Genomic DNA, 15,068 nt, shown 5'->3' with positions numbered 1-15,068 from the left:
AAGATTTAACCACCAGCAACTGCTGGAACAATGCTTACTTCATCGCCTTCTTTGAGTGGTGTTTCGGTTCCATCTAAAAAGCGGATATCCTCACTGTTAACGTACAAATTTAAGAAGCGCCGAGGTTGTCCTTGTTCGTCACAAAGCCGCGATTTGATACCAGGACAGCTTTGCTCTAGCGATTCGAGTAATTCGGCGATGTTGCTACCGTTGCATTCGAGCGTAGCTTGATTGTTCGTGAATTTCTGTAATGGTGTGGGAATTAATACTTTAACAGCCATAGTTGAGATCGCAAATTAAGATTGAGTGGAAGCGCATCTAAACGCACTTATATCGTAAAGATGCCCTTCAAGGGGAAATTTTAACAGTTGACGCAATTTATCTTAGGCGAAAAACTTATACCAAAACTTGCTGCCAGTCGAGACGCTCTAAAGTACGCGATCGCTCTAATGCGCGTTCAAAGCTATCAAGCTTCGCTTCAATCGTCAACGGTTCGCCAATGTAGCCTTGTACAGCTTCTTGGGTTTTAAGTCCGTTTCCGGTGATGTAAGCAACTGTCGTTTCGTCTGGATCAATTTTACCGGCTTCTACCAGTTTTTTGAGAACTGCGATCGTCGTTCCGCCTGCGGTTTCAGTGAAGATGCCTTCGGTTTCGGCAAGTAACTTGATGCCTTCTATGATCTCAGGATCGGTGACGGATGCAATGTTACCGTTGGTTTTGCGTGCAATTTCTAGTGCATAGATACCATCAGCGGGATTTCCGATCGCAATTGATTTAGCGATTGTATTTGGTTTAACAGGTTTAACAAACTCGCGTCCTTCTTGATAAGCTTGCGCGATTGGCGAACACCCTTCGGCTTGCGCACCGCTAAACCGTACGCTTTTATCTGCGACTAAGCCGACTTGAATGAACTCTTGGAAGCCTTTGTAGATCTTGGTGAATAAAGAACCCGACGCTAAAGGCGCAACGATATGATCGGGTAATTGCCAGCCGAGTTGTTCGGCAACTTCATAACCAAGAGTTTTGGAACCTTCTGAGTAATACGGACGTAAATTGATATTGACAAATCCCCATCCGTATGTATTAGCAACTTCGCAACACAAGCGGTTGACTTGGTCGTAGTTGCCTTGCACTGCCATAACAGTAGGACTGTAAATTAACGTACCTAAAACTTTACCTGCTTCTAAATCCGCAGGGATGAATACGCAACAGTCTAATCCAGCATGGGCGGCGATCGCAGCTGTAGAGTTTGCTAAATTTCCGGTACTGGCACACGATACGGTCGAAAAACCAAGTTCGCGGGCGCGGGATAAAGCAACAGATACTACCCGATCTTTGAAGCTGAGGGTGGGCATATTGACCGCATCATTTTTGATGTAGAGCTTTTTCAATCCCAGGCGACGAGCTAAGCGATTTGCTTGTACTAAGGGAGTCATCCCTGTACCGACATCAATGACATTTTCAGTTGCGACGGGTAAGAAAGAACGATAGCGCCAAATTGAGTTGGGACCTGATTGAATACTTTCGCGCGTTACAGTGCGGCGGAGAGTGTTGTAATCGTAGGTGACTTCTAATGGACCAAAACAAGCTTCACAAACATGGCTTGCTGCAAGTTCGTATTCAGCACCACACTCTTTACACTTGAGGGCTTTAAAGGTTGCTGCTGTTGGGTTGAGGGTTTTTGCCTGGGTCATGGATCGCTCTCTACTTCGTCTTCCGTCAACTGTCGCCTGATAGTAGCATGGTGCTTTTTTTCGCGTCAATTATATCCGACTATTTTTGTCGGGTTTTAAGCGAGGGCTACAAGAAAGTTGGAGGGTAGGAGATAGTGGAGTTTGTGAGCAGAAGTTAGTAACTTTAGCTACAAACCTGTTATGACAAGCGACGTAGTGTAGGTCAAAGTGCGATCGCTTCATGTAAAAAGCATTTTTTCGCTTCGCAATCAAGACATAGTAATACAACAGCCACTATGACTACTGCACATTTACCGCATACCTCGACAAAACCAACTACAGGACAGCACCCACTCGATCCACTCACACCTGAAGAAATCACAATTGCTGTCGCAACGGTTAAAGCAGAGTACAACTTGGGAGAAAAAGTTAGGTTTCCGATGGTTGTTCTGAAGGAACCACCGAAGAGTGTTGTGCTTAACTTTAAAGAAGGTGACGATATTGAGCGCGAGGCTTTTATTTGCATCCTTAATAATGAAGATGGATTGACCTATGAGGCGGTTGTGTCGCTGAATACGAAAACCGTCAAGTCATGGAAGCAGATTCCTGATGTCCAACCGTCGATTATGCTTGATGAGTTTATTGAGTGCGAGGCGGCGGTAAAAGCAAGTCCTGAGTTTCAGGAAGCAATTAAAAAACGAGGAATTACCGATCCAAGTTTAGTGATGGTTGACCCGTGGTCAGCAGGCTACTATGCCATTGAAGACGAAAAGGGATTGCGACTGTCAAGGGCTTTGTGCTGGGTACGTTCGAGTCCGACCGATAATGGCTATGCACGTCCAATTGAAGGCGTCATTCCAGTTGTTGACTTGAACAAAATGGAAGTAATTCGGGTGGAAGATTACGGAGTTGTTCCTTTACCACCAAATCCAGGAAATTACTCGACAGAGTTTGTTAAAAATTTACGCAGTGACATTAAACCTCTAGAAATTATCCAGCCGGAAGGTCCTAGTTTTGAGGTGCAAGGTCATTTTATCAAGTGGCAAAAGTGGCAGTTTCGCATCGGGTTTACTCCAAGAGAAGGTTTAGTTTTATACACTGTAGGTTACGAAGACCAAGGGCGCGTGCGTCCGATTATATACCGCGCCTCGTTAGCTGATATGGTTGTACCGTATGGCGATCCGCGACCGCAACATTATCGTAAAAATGCGTTTGACGTTGGCGAGTATGGCGTCGGAACTTTGGCGAATTCTTTAACTTTAGGTTGCGATTGCTTGGGCGAAATTCGCTACTTTGATGCGTACATGACGAATAGTCGCGGACAAGTGGTGAAGATTGAGAATGCAGTGTGTATGCACGAAGAAGATTATGGCATACTCTGGAAACACGTTGACTGGCGAACAGAACATACTGAAGTCAGGCGATCGCGTCGTTTAGTCGTATCGTTTATCGCAACTGTTGGTAACTACGAATACGGATTTTTCTGGTATTTTTACCAAGATGGGACAATTCAGTACGAAGTGAAACTCACTGGTATTGTCAACACTGCTGCGGCAATGCCCGATGAAGTACCCAAGTACGGGACGCTGATTGCACCGCAGTTAAACGCCCCGATTCACCAACATTTCTTTAATGTGCGTCTAGATATGTGCGTTGATGGGGAAAATAACTCGGTTTATGAAGTGAATACCCAAGCAGAACCAATGGGACCTGATAATCCATACGGTAATGCTTTCTATGCAGAGTCTACGCTTTTAGCAACCGAGTCAGAAGCGCAACGTATCATCGATCCATTCACAGGACGTTATTGGAAAATTGTCAATCCTGCGGTACGCAATAGCCTTGGTCAACCTGTGAGTTATAAGCTCATGCCAGGAGAGAATATTTTACCGTTTGCGCATCCTGAATCGAGCGTGATTAAGCGCGCGGGATTTATGACAAAGCATTTATGGGTGACTCCGTACAACCCTGATGAACTTTATGCTGCGGGTGATTATCCTAATCAGCATCCAGGTGATGCAGGACTTCCGGCTTGGACAAAGGCTAATCGCAAAATTGAGAATACGGATGTTGTGGTTTGGTATACGTTTGGACACAATCACGTAACTCGTCCTGAAGATTGGCCTGTGATGCCTGTATCTTACATCGGTTTTATGTTGAAACCTGTGGGCTTTTTTGATGCAAGTCCGGCGATTGACGTTCCTCCCTCAGTGGCGAAGCATAAGTGTTGTTCTTGAAACGAACCACCAAGGATACAAAGGTCGCAAAGGAGTTGGAGAGGGATTTTTTTATTGAGTTGATTTTTTGATGGTTAAGTCAACGGTTGAGTCGCGTAAGCGTAGAAGTTTGGCGTTTTTGTTGTTTCCGGCGACTTTTTGGTTGTTGCTGTTTTTTATTGTGCCGTTATTGATGGTGTTGCTGTACAGTTTTTTGCAGCGGGGAACGTATGGCGGAGTTGTTTGGAGTTTTAGTTTAGAGAGTTATCAACGGCTAGCAAGTGAACTGTATCTAGGTGTCATTTGGCGTTCAATTTGGTTGGCTTTAATTACGACGGTGGCTTGTTTAATTATTGGCTATCCGTTGGCGTTTTTTATTGCTACTTGTTCGGGGCGCTGGCGAAATGTTTTGGTGCTGCTGGTAATTATTCCTTTTTGGACTAATTTTTTGGTGCGAACTTATGCTTGGATTGTGCTTTTGCGTCAGGAAGGGGTATTTAATGTCGCACTACAAAACTTTCAAATTGTTGACGCCCCGCTGAATTTATTATTTACGCCGTTTGCGGTGACTGTGGGGTTAATTTATGGCTATTTGCCGTTTATGATTTTGCCATTGTACGCCACAATGGAGCGTTTTAATTTTTCGCTAGTTGAAGCTGCACACGATTTAGGTGCAAATGATATTCGTAGCTTTATTCGGGTAATTTTGCCATTAACGATGCGGGGAATTATTGCAGGGACAATTCTTGTTTTTGTTCCGGCTGTGGGGGCGTTTGTCACTCCTGATATTCTGGGTGGCGCGAAAACTTTAATGGTGGGAAATTTAATTCAAAATCAGTTTTTAAAAGCGCGTAATTGGCCTTTTGGTTCGGCACTTTCGATGTTGCTGATGGCGGTGGTTTTGGTTCCGGTGCTGATATATTTTCGTATATCTGAGGAAACATCATGACAATTTCTGCGTCAGATAATGCCTCGATAAAGTTTGATACGTTAGTGCGATCGCTCGGAAGAAAATGGTTAGTAGTTCATGCAGCTTTAAGTTTTGCTTTTATTTATTTGCCAATTCTCATATTAGTCATTTATTCGTTTAATGCATCGCGATTTAATGCGGTTTGGCGCGGTTTTACTTTCGATTGGTATCGCGGTTTACTGCAAGTTGATTCGCAATTAACAGCGAATGTCACTGATGCTCGAATTTGGGATGCGTTGCAGAATAGTTTACTTGTTGCTGTGATTTCGACTCTTTTAGCAACAATTTTTGGAACTGCGATCGCCCTTGCTTTGGAACGTTTTCGCTTTCCTGGACGCGTTTTAATTGATACTTTGTTATTTCTGCCGATTGTGATTCCCGAAATTACAATGGGTATTTCTTTATTAGTTTTCTTCAGTTTAGTTTTTCGGTTAATCGAAAATATTACAGGAATTCGCATTACTTTCGGTTTACCAACAATCATCATCGGTCACGTAGCGTTTAATATTTCTTTTGTGGCAATTACTGTCAGGGCGCGTTTAGCTGAACTCGATCCAGCACTAGAAGAAGCTGCTTTAGATTTAGGAGCTAATGAATGGAAAACATTATCGAAAGTTATTTTACCGCTAATTGCTCCGGCGATTTTTAGTGGGGCTTTGCTTGCTTTTACGCTTTCTTTAGATGATTTTGTTGTCACTTTCTTTACAGCAGGAGTTGGTGCAACAACTTTGCCACTTTTTGTGTATGGAATGATTAAGTTTTCGGTAACACCGGCAATTAATGCAATTTCTACTTTAATGTTGTTGGCTTCTTTATTGTTAGTTATACCCGCGTTAATGGTTGGGACGAAAGATTTGAGATGAACGAACCACTTTAGAGAAGCAGGGGAGAAAAATTTATAGATTCACTCATCAAGTAATGAATAGGATTTGGGTTCTATGATGAGAAAATTTTTGAGTTATGTATTGTTATTTTTTGTTGCTTTACTATTGCCACTTGGATGTAGTGGAAGTAACCAAACAAACGTTACTGATGGTAGTACGCCGTCGAATGTGTTAAGTGTTTATAACTGGTCTACTTATATTGCTCCTGAGGTTATTACTCAGTTTGAAAAAGAATTTAACGCTAAAGTTAAATACGACACGTACGAGAATAATGAAGCACTGTACGCCAAAATTCAGCCAGGAAATCCAGGTTATGACGTTGCCTTTCCTGGAGATTACATGGTTGAAATTATGGCTAATGAAGGTCTATTAGAAGAATTGAATTTAGAGAATATTCCTAATCGAAAACATTTAGATTCAACATTTGTAAATGCACCATACGATCCTGAAAATAGATATAGTTTGCCTTATCAATGGGGAACTTTAGGAATTGGTTACAACATTACAGCAACAAATAATCAAGAAATCGATAGCTGGGCGGCGATGTTCGATCCTAAGTATGCAGGAAGAGTCGCTTGGCTGGATGAAATGCGCTATACCACTGGTGCAGTTTTGATGTATCTCGGTTTCGATCCAAACACGACTAACCCCGCAGAAATTCAACAAGCACGAGATTTTTTAGTCAAGCATCAAGATGCGATCGCTGCCTTTGTTCCTGACACTGGTCAAATCTTACTCGATCAAGGTGAAGTTGACCTCACTTACGAGTGGAGTGGCGATATTTTTCAAGTGATGGAAGAAAACGATCAAATCCGCTACGCCATTCCCAAAGAAGGAACAATCGTCTGGACAGATAACATGGTAGTTCTCAAGGGCGCCCCTAACAAAGAACTCGCCGAAAGATTTATTAACTTTATCCTGGAACCCGAAGTCGGGGCAAAAATCTCCAACTTCATTCACTACGGTTCCCCCAACAAAACCGCTAGAGACAAAGGACTCATCAACGAAGCCGACTTAAAAAACCCCGCCATTTATCCCCCGCCCGAAGTTTTTGCCAAACTCAAGTACATCAACGACGTCGGACAAGCAACACCACTGTACGACGAAGCCTGGAACGAAGTCAAAGTCGCAGTAGGCAAATAATTTTGTATTCTTTGAGTCCTTTCTTTGTGGTTTGTATCCCCAAATACCCCTACTACCAAAATGATACCAGCAGTCGAACTCCAACAACTCTCCAAAAGATTCACCGAAAACAAAGACTTCCTCGCCGTTAATCATATCAACCTCCAAATAACCGCCGGCGAATTCTTCTCCCTCCTTGGACCATCAGGATGTGGTAAAACAACAACACTACGAATGATCGCCGGATTTGAAACTCCCACCTCAGGAGAAATTTTCATCCACGGCGAACCCATGTCGCATCGCTTACCATTTCACCGCCCAGTCAACACAGTATTTCAAAACTACGCATTATTTCCACATCTCACCGTCGCCCAAAACGTCGCCTTTGGACTCGAAATGGAAAATCGCCCCCGTCGAGAAATTCAAAATCGAGTCGCGGAAGTATTAGCCCAAGTACAACTGACTGGAATGGAAAAACGCTACCCGCGTCAACTTTCTGGGGGACAGCAGCAACGCGTCGCCTTAGCGCGGGCTTTGATCAAACAGCCTGCTGTGTTATTGTTTGACGAACCTTTAGGGGCTTTAGATTTGAAGTTGCGTAAAGAAATGCAACTCGAACTCAAACGGATGCAACAACGTTTAGGTATTACATTTATCTACGTCACGCACGATCAAGAAGAAGCCCTCACCATGTCCGATCGCATCGCTGTTATGCACCAAGGACAAGTATTGCAAGTAGGGACACCGATTGAAATTTACGAAAAACCTACTTCGCGCTTTGTCGCTGATTTTATTGGTGAAACAAATTTCTTAATCGGACGCGTTATTAAACGTCAGTTAGGTACAGTTACAGTTTTGGTTGACGAACAAATACCCATACGCGTCAGTTGTAACGATGAAATTGCGATAGATAGCATTGTCACTTTAGTTGTACGTCCTGAAAAAGTCGCAATTCTCCCCGCTAACAGCGATGAATCTTTGCAAGGTAAGGTCGAAGAAACTGTGTATATTGGCACTGATACACGTTATATTGTGCGCCTAACAGAACAAAGCTGCATTACCGTGCGATCGCAAAATCTCCACCCTAGCGACCTTCACAAATTCACGCCTGGCGACAGCGTAAAAATCAAATTACCACTAAATAACATTCGCATTTTAACCGAGGATGCACTCACTTGTAATGCATATAATCGCCAAAATGTCAAGCCACTGCTAGCCAGTAGCAACTAGCCACTCGTAACTTGCTGCAAAACCGTCATCGGACCATATGATTTAAGAATCTGCATTTGCTCGTCGTTGCGGACAAATAGCGATCCGGCGAACCCTAAGGAATTGACGGATATTGACTTAAAACTTTCTTGCGATCGCGGTACAACTAACATCCATTGACGTGTTGCCAGTAAATTATACGCACTTGATTGCTTGTCGCTTTTAAAATCGTTTGTCTCAATTCCAACAGCATGAAGTAGATTTTGATAGCATTTTAGCGTTGCAGTGGCAGCGGTATCGGGAGATGTTACCCAGTTGGGATCGAGTTGGGCGATCGCGTGCACAAACGGAAATAGCGGGGATCTACCGATAGAACCTGTAAATTGAGTAGCAGCGATCGCTTTTTCGATTGGCAGTTTAACTCCTTGAGGTGTCAGTGGTAAGGGAACAAGTTGTAAATGTTTGTGTTTTTGACTTGCACCCGCCATCTTTCCGCCGTTATAAAACGCTAAACCATCTATTTCAGCTAAAGTGACCCACATTGCTTGAAAATCGCGCCAATTGAGCCAATTTTCCTGCTCTTCAAACGCACGAGTGATTATCAACAAGTGATGATCGACAACGTTAAATTTATTCAATAAACACAAATGCGTCTCAGAGATATCTGCAACAAACAAGTCTTCTTCGTAAGGTAGAAACGGATTAAAATTACCAATAGCAGTAATCTTATCCTGCTTTTGCGCTTCATCCTTACGCACCAAGTTGGATAACGTGCGGACAAGAAAACTAATACCGTTTTGCTCGATAAATTCGTAATCAGTAGGAATCGACTGAAGTGCGCCAGTGCGTAAAGCGAACTTTGTTTGCTCAATGACCCTTATCCACAATTTACCAGGTTCTAACACCACTGTTCTTTCTACGTTGATTCTTCATCAGGCATTGTAGATTTTTTTTGAACCTAGAACGGAACTTGCATCATATTTCTATTACCCATCACCCATTACCAAGCGCAACTGTATATTACAAGTCATCTAAAATTGCTATATGTAATAAATCCATCGAGCCTAAACCTGTGAGCAACATACCCAGCAATCTAGAAGCTTTCTGGATGCCTTTTACCGCTAATCGCCAGTTTAAAGCGCAACCTCGGTTCTTAGTAGCAGCTGAGGGAATGTACTATACTTCTGATGATGGTCGGCAAATTTTGGATGGTACAGGTGGGCTGTGGTGTGTCAATGCTGGACACAGTCGGAAAGAAATTGCAGCAGCTGTCGCCGATCAAATCACGCGGTTAGATTTTGCACCCGCGTTTCAAATGGGACACCCAGTGGCGTTTGAATTTGCCAATCGACTGACAGAATTGCTTCCTGGAGATTTGAATCATGTTTTTTTCACGAATTCAGGTTCAGAAGCGGTAGATACGGCATTAAAGATGGCGATCGCCTACCATTGGATACGTGGCGAAGCTTCCCGTCAGCGGTTAATTGGTAGAGAACGCGCTTATCATGGTGTGAATTTTGGTGGTGTCGCAGTTGGTGGAATTGGGGCAAATCGCAAGTTTTTTGGTAACTTACTCGCAGGTGTCGATCACTTACCGCATACGCATAACTTAGAAAAAAATGCCTTTAGTCAAGGACAACCCGAATGGGGAATGCACCTTGCTGATGAACTTGAACGAATAATTGCTTTACACGATGCTTCAACAATCGCCGCAGCGATCGTGGAACCTGTCGCGGGTGCTACTGGCGTATTAATTCCTCCTGTCGGCTACTTGCAACGCTTGCGCGAAATTTGTGATAAATACGGCATTTTGCTGATTTTTGATGAAGTAATTACAGGTTTTGGGCGACTTGGCGAACCGTTTGCCGCAAATTATTTCGGTGTCGTACCAGATATAATTACTGTTGCCAAAGGAATCACAAACGGGACAGTGCCAATGGGTGCAGTGTTTGTCCGTCAAGGAATTTATGATACTTTTGTGCAAAAAACGCAACAAGGTATCGAATTTTTTCACGGATACACATACTCTGGACATCCGGTTTCCTGCGCCGCAGGTATGGCGACATTAGATATTTATCTTCAAGAAAAACTACTATCGCGCGTTCAAGAGTTGGCAACTTATTGGCAAGATGCTGCGCATAGTTTACGAGGTTTACCGCACGTCATTGATATCCGTAATCTCGGTTTACTCGCAGCGATAGAGTTAGAACCAATTCCCGATAAACCAGGCGCGCGTGGCTTCGAGACTTTCTTGCGTTGTTACGAGTTAGGGGCGCTGGTACGCGCTGCGGGAGATAATATCGCGTTATCTCCACCACTTATTATTGAAAAACAACAGATCGATCGACTTTTTGAGACTTTAGCGAAGGCTTTTAAAATGGCTTGATTAAGGGTTAAGTCATATCAGAACCCTACTTCTTTTGCTAGCTTCACCCGCCTATAGCTAGATTTTTTTTACGATTTTTTTGTTTACTTCTTAAAGAAGACCTGCATCTTGTTGAGGATAGTTCTAAATCAATTATTGAGTTAAGAACGCAACCAAGTTGCAACACGCGTGTTTGATTCAACAGAAGCAGGAAGCCAGGTAATAAATATAAATGTGTAGGATTGCTGCAAGGAATTACGATGTTGCTGCCTATAAATGAATAAGCTTTGGATTTATGAGTAAAGTTTTTTGCCAATTTCTTTCCTACTTTTAGTCTATCTGATAACGTTCAAAACTTACTGCTTATGTCTCGCTCAGCTTATCTCATTTTTAAACCTGCTTCAGAGCAACGTGAAACTGAACAAGAGTTGATGGAAATCCGTGCGATGTTAGAGCCGGAGTTTAACTTAAGTGTTTATTCTACAACTCCAGAAGTGAGTGCTGGTCAACTAGCGCACCAAGCTGTAGAAAATGGCGCTGAAGTCGTTATTGCTGCTGGAGGTGATGGTACAGTTTCGGCGGCGGCTGAGGCTTTAATCAATACAGATATTCCTTTTGGTGTTATCCCGCGAGGAACAGCGAACGCTTTTGCAACTTATCTTGATATTCCCAGCGATCTTAAAGCTGCGTGTCAAGTGATTTTAGCAGGAAACACTCGCTTGGTAGATACGGCTTTGTGTAACGGCAAGCCAATGGTACTACTTGCTGGAATTGGTTTTGAAGCAAAAACTGTTGAACAAGCCGACAAGGAAGCAAAAAATCGTTTCGGTGCTTTCGCATATATTTTGGCTGGAATCAAGCAATTTTGGCAAGGTGTAAAACCTTTTGAAACTAATGTCGAAACTGAATCCCAAACAGCAACGATTCAACAAGCAACAGCTATCACAGTCGCCAACTCAGCGCCACCAACATCTGTACTAGCACACGGTACAACAGGAGTTTACGTCGATGATGGGCTTTTAGATGTGACGATAACTTCTCCACAATCTCGCCTCGAAGGGGCGATCGCACTGTACCATCTTCTCAAGTCAGGCTTTAACGATCGTGCTGTAGAACTTGATAATGTGCATCATCTCCGCGCTAAGCACATCAAAATTACCACAGAACCTCCGCAGCCTGTCGTTTTGGATGGGAATTTGAAGGGAACAACACCTGTAGAGATTGAGTGTATTCCTAATAGCTTGAATGTATTAGTACCAAATAATCAAATTTGAGGTTAAAGGAATATCCTCTAACCTCTTAGGTAAACTCATTTACTAGCGGCTTTAGCGATCGCGCCAAGTTGTAATCCTGGTGGATACGTACCTTCTTCTTTGACGCGCTTAATTTCGGCGTCGGTAATCCGTAATTTTAGCTTTTGTGCGAGTGTCCGAAGAATATCGCCTTTATCAACTAAACCCGCAACCGCCCCAGCAGGAGAAAGCACAGTGATTTGTTGCAGGTGTTGATTTTCTAGTTGATTAATGACATCTGCAAGTGAAGTCGTTTCTGTCACTGTGGGAATTTCCGTTAAAGGACGCACAATGCTATGCAAGGTTTGGGTTTCCCACTGACTGCGTTCAATCAGCCGCAGATCGTCTACTGAAACCATACCGCGATAGCGTCCGTCTGAAGCCGCAAAATAAACTTGTGTTGGCTTGGATTCGAGAAGAAACAAGTCTGCAAACTGACGTAGTGTTGAATCTGCGTCGACGACTCGGAAATCTTTATTCATCGCATCGCTGACTTTAAGCGTGAGTAACGCTTCTTGCAACGACGTGACGTTTTTATAGGCTGTCGCATTCCGAACGCCAAACCAGCCTAGCAAGACAAACCACAACCCAGATACTAACTCGCCAGTCAACAAATCAATCGCAAACCCTAAGGCGATTGCACTCCAACCCAAAATTTGCCCAGCGCTAGCCGCAGTGCGCACTGCTTGAAAGCGATTACCGGTGACTTTCCACACAGCAGCTTTTAAAACTTGTCCGCCATCTAAAGGTAAGCCAGGAATTAAATTAAACAGTGCTAACACCAAGTTAATTTTTGCCAAATCGCCAATTAGGGCACTCGACAAGCTACCTGTCGGTAGAATATAGGCAATCGCCGTCAGTAAGACAAATAAAGTTACACTTACAGTTGGACCTGCGATCGCGACTTGAAACGCTTGTCCTGGTGTTTTTGATTCTTCCTCAATTGCGGCAATGCCGCCAAAGAGAAATAATGTAATCGATTTTACATTAATGCCTTGCGCTCGCGCCGCTAAACTGTGACCGAGTTCGTGTAACAATACTGAACCAAACAACAGCAACGCTGTAACAATTCCCGCACTCCAGCCTAATGCTACTCCCCACGGTTGGTAAGCTAAACCAAAGTTGAGTGTGACTACTGCCAAAATTACGAACCACAAAGGATCGAGTAACAGTGGGATGCCAAATAAAGATCCAATTCGCCAACTTGTTTGCATGAAATTTTCCTAAAACTCAGCACTTTAAGGCAGACAATCCATGCACAGTTGCTAGATTTTGTCAATGTTCCTGCTCAGATGTGAGTTATCCAGCAATTATAGATTTGTGATTCACCTTATTTCTAGAATAGACAATCACTTTAACTCAGCACTACTCGAAGATATTCGAGGAATCCGTACATTTAAGCGGTAGAAGGCAGCAGTCAGAATGGGGAAATGGGAGGGAGATAGATAAATAAAGCGGGAGGAAATCCTCACCGCTACTGCCTTGTTAAAGGATAAATGCAGTTATAGTTTACTTAAGAATGCCAAGATTGTTGAGTCCTAGGATAATACCTATACCGACAATATGACCTAAGCTCACAGATCCCAGGACTGTACCCACACTTGGATTGTTAAATAGTGCGGGGAATGGTAAAGGCATTTTTGGACCAACTTGAGGAAAGCGAATTGTCCGGCTAGCAATAAACAGAATCACAAGAGAAGCACCAATAATAATTGCCGATCCTGTCCAACTCCATCTGACCGTGTCGGGAACGGTCGATTGCACGGCTGCTAGTAAAATTAAGTCAGTCAAGTTTCTCTCTCCTAAACAAAAAGATATTAATAATTAAGGATTATCAAATTTTGTTAGGTCAAACATAGTCTCTGTTTTAAGAGTTAACAGTTACGACGTATTTTCGACACAAAACTTAATGCGAGTTAAAATTTGCGGAATTACAAAACCAGAACAAGCACAAGCGATCGCCCAACTAGGAGCAACTGCGCTCGGATTTATTTGCGTCCCAGCCTCACCGCGCTATATCAGCACAACTCAAATTCAAGCGATCGTGTCACAAATTCCCCGCCACGTTGAGCGTATTGGTGTTTTTGCAAATACAAGTAGTGAAGAAATCTATCAGGTGGCGGTAACCGGAGATCTCACAGGTATCCAATTGCACGGTGATGAATCTCCAGAATTTTGTACAGAACTCCGCCAAGTATTACCTGCTGGTGTAGAAATCATCAAAGCCCTACGAGTGCGCGATTCACAAGCCTTAGCGCAAGCCAATCTTTATACTGACTGCGTAGATACGCTCTTACTTGATGCTTATCACCCCCACATGTTGGGAGGTACTGGAAAAACGCTAAATTGGACAACCCTACAGCAGTTTTGCCCAAGTTGTCCGTGGTTACTCGCAGGCGGATTAACTCCAGAAAACGTAAGTGACGCGCTTAATCAGTTAAAACCTCACGGTATCGATTTATCAAGTGGTGTAGAGCGCGCCCCTGGTGACAAAGATTTAGCAAAAGTTGCTCAGCTATTTCAGCAATTAGCAGCTAGAAAAAAGCTGGTTGATGTCGAATCAGATTCAAAAACTCCTCGCGCGTTTTTTGATCGTCGTGAAACACGCCAACCATCGCACTAGTCACCGTCCAAGAGCCTGGTTTTTGCACTCCACGCATCACCATACACATGTGCGTTGCTTCCATGACAACCGCAACTCCTTGAGGTTCTAAAATCTTCTGTACAGCTTCGGCAATTTGCCGCGTGAGGCGCTCTTGTACCTGCAAGCGGCGCGAATACATTTCCACAATCCGCGCTAATTTACTTAATCCCACTACTTTCTCGTTAGGGATATATGCAACGTGTGCTCTACCCATAAATGGCAGCATATGATGTTCGCACAAGCTAAAAAAGTTAATATCTCGCACAAGCACCATCTCGTTATGACCTTCGTCAAAAATAGCGTTGTTGACGATTTCTTCTAATGATTGGTTGTAGCCGCTAGTCAAAAAGCGCATTGCTTCAACGACGCGCTTAGGAGTTTTTAAAAGCCCTTCGCGATTTGGATCTTCTCCTACACCTAATAAAATCGTGCGAACTGCTTCTACCATCGCTTCATCGAGTTCTTCGGAAGGAGGTTGCAATTGTGCCTCTTTGCCATTTTGAGTATTGCGGTCTGGTCGCGTTGTAATGCGGTTGATGGTGTCTTCTATACTGTCTGGCATCAAAGGTGAATTAGAGCGAGGTGAACCGTTGGGGAATCCAATAGTCATGGTCTCAAGTCTCAATTAAGGTTTTCGTAGTTATTGTTGGTGTTAAGTTGTCAACCTATTCAGCCGCAAATTATCAATCCTG

14 protein-coding genes are annotated in these 15,068 nt (G+C 43.4%); 8 read left to right on the top strand and 6 right to left on the bottom strand.

The window, feature by feature from the left end; all coding sequences use genetic code 11:
* Positions 1-5: 5 nt before the first annotated feature.
* The gene (locus B1A85_RS20195) at positions 6-281 is read right to left on the bottom strand and encodes a MoaD/ThiS family protein (RefSeq protein WP_104548529.1); all 276 of its coding nucleotides are present in this window, start codon (positions 279-281) and stop codon (positions 6-8) included.
* A 115-nt stretch (positions 282-396) separates the two neighbouring features.
* On the bottom strand, positions 397-1,695 hold the full coding sequence (thrC, locus tag B1A85_RS20190; RefSeq protein WP_104548528.1) for a threonine synthase: 1,299 nt from the start codon (positions 1,693-1,695) through the stop codon (positions 397-399).
* A 275-nt stretch (positions 1,696-1,970) separates the two neighbouring features.
* On the opposite strand from thrC, the gene B1A85_RS20185 reads away from it, so the two are divergent.
* The 5 genes from B1A85_RS20185 to B1A85_RS20165 all read left to right on the top strand — a co-directional run bounded on the left by B1A85_RS20185 (position 1,971) and on the right by B1A85_RS20165 (position 8,096).
* Positions 1,971-3,911 carry a primary-amine oxidase gene (locus B1A85_RS20185; protein ID WP_104548527.1) on the top strand — a complete coding sequence of 647 codons (1,941 nt, stop codon included), beginning with the start codon at positions 1,971-1,973 and terminating at the stop codon, positions 3,909-3,911.
* Between the two features lie 70 nt (positions 3,912-3,981).
* A complete protein-coding gene (locus B1A85_RS20180) occupies positions 3,982-4,839 on the top strand; it encodes an ABC transporter permease (protein WP_104548526.1) in 858 nt (285 codons plus the stop codon).
* Positions 4,836-5,723 (top strand): ABC transporter permease, encoded by an 888-nt coding sequence (locus B1A85_RS20175; RefSeq protein WP_104548525.1) that lies wholly within the window; start codon positions 4,836-4,838, stop codon positions 5,721-5,723. The genes B1A85_RS20180 and B1A85_RS20175 overlap by 4 nt, the downstream gene beginning before the upstream one ends.
* A 78-nt stretch (positions 5,724-5,801) precedes the next feature.
* Entirely contained in the window at positions 5,802-6,887 is a 1,086-nt protein-coding gene (locus B1A85_RS20170; protein WP_104548524.1) for a PotD/PotF family extracellular solute-binding protein, read from the top strand.
* A gap of 60 nt (positions 6,888-6,947) precedes the next feature.
* Positions 6,948-8,096, top strand: a complete 1,149-nt coding sequence (locus tag B1A85_RS20165; protein ID WP_168192446.1) for an ABC transporter ATP-binding protein — start codon at positions 6,948-6,950, stop codon at positions 8,094-8,096.
* On the opposite strand, the gene B1A85_RS20160 is transcribed toward B1A85_RS20165, so the two are convergent.
* Positions 8,093-8,983 carry a phosphorylase gene (locus B1A85_RS20160; RefSeq protein WP_104548523.1) on the bottom strand — a complete coding sequence of 297 codons (891 nt, stop codon included), beginning with the start codon at positions 8,981-8,983 and terminating at the stop codon, positions 8,093-8,095. The genes B1A85_RS20165 and B1A85_RS20160 overlap by 4 nt on opposite strands.
* A 200-nt stretch (positions 8,984-9,183) precedes the next feature.
* Here B1A85_RS20160 and B1A85_RS20155 point away from each other — a divergent pair, with 200 nt between their 5' ends.
* Together B1A85_RS20155 and B1A85_RS20150 are read left to right on the top strand one after the other, a co-directional pair.
* A complete protein-coding gene (locus B1A85_RS20155; RefSeq protein WP_210404625.1) occupies positions 9,184-10,461 on the top strand; it encodes an aspartate aminotransferase family protein in 1,278 nt (425 codons plus the stop codon).
* A gap of 344 nt (positions 10,462-10,805) precedes the next feature.
* Positions 10,806-11,714: a YegS/Rv2252/BmrU family lipid kinase gene (locus B1A85_RS20150; RefSeq protein WP_104548522.1), complete on the top strand. Its 909-nt coding sequence runs from the start codon at positions 10,806-10,808 to the stop codon at positions 11,712-11,714.
* 35 nt (positions 11,715-11,749) lie between these two features.
* Here the strand turns inward: B1A85_RS20150 and B1A85_RS20145 are convergent, their stop codons facing one another.
* Together B1A85_RS20145 and psaK are read right to left on the bottom strand one after the other, a co-directional pair.
* A complete protein-coding gene (locus B1A85_RS20145) occupies positions 11,750-12,946 on the bottom strand; it encodes a site-2 protease family protein (protein WP_104548521.1) in 1,197 nt (398 codons plus the stop codon).
* Positions 12,947-13,241: 295 nt separating this feature from the next.
* On the bottom strand, positions 13,242-13,523 hold the full coding sequence (gene psaK, locus B1A85_RS20140) for a photosystem I reaction center subunit PsaK (RefSeq protein ID WP_104548520.1): 282 nt from the start codon (positions 13,521-13,523) through the stop codon (positions 13,242-13,244).
* Positions 13,524-13,641: 118 nt separating this feature from the next.
* On the opposite strand from psaK, the gene B1A85_RS20135 reads away from it, so the two are divergent.
* Entirely contained in the window at positions 13,642-14,355 is a 714-nt protein-coding gene (locus tag B1A85_RS20135) for a phosphoribosylanthranilate isomerase (protein ID WP_104548519.1), read from the top strand.
* On the opposite strand, the gene folE is transcribed toward B1A85_RS20135, so the two are convergent.
* Entirely contained in the window at positions 14,267-14,986 is a 720-nt protein-coding gene (gene folE, locus B1A85_RS20130; RefSeq protein ID WP_104548518.1) for a GTP cyclohydrolase I FolE, read from the bottom strand. The genes B1A85_RS20135 and folE overlap by 89 nt on opposite strands.
* Between the last annotated feature and the right edge of the window lie 82 nt (positions 14,987-15,068).

This window comes from Chroococcidiopsis sp. TS-821 (assembly GCF_002939305.1).
GTDB lineage: Bacteria > Cyanobacteriota > Cyanobacteriia > Cyanobacteriales > Chroococcidiopsidaceae > Chroogloeocystis.
The sequence above is the reverse complement of the archived record's forward strand: the minus strand, read 5'-3'. Positions and strand labels throughout refer to the sequence as shown.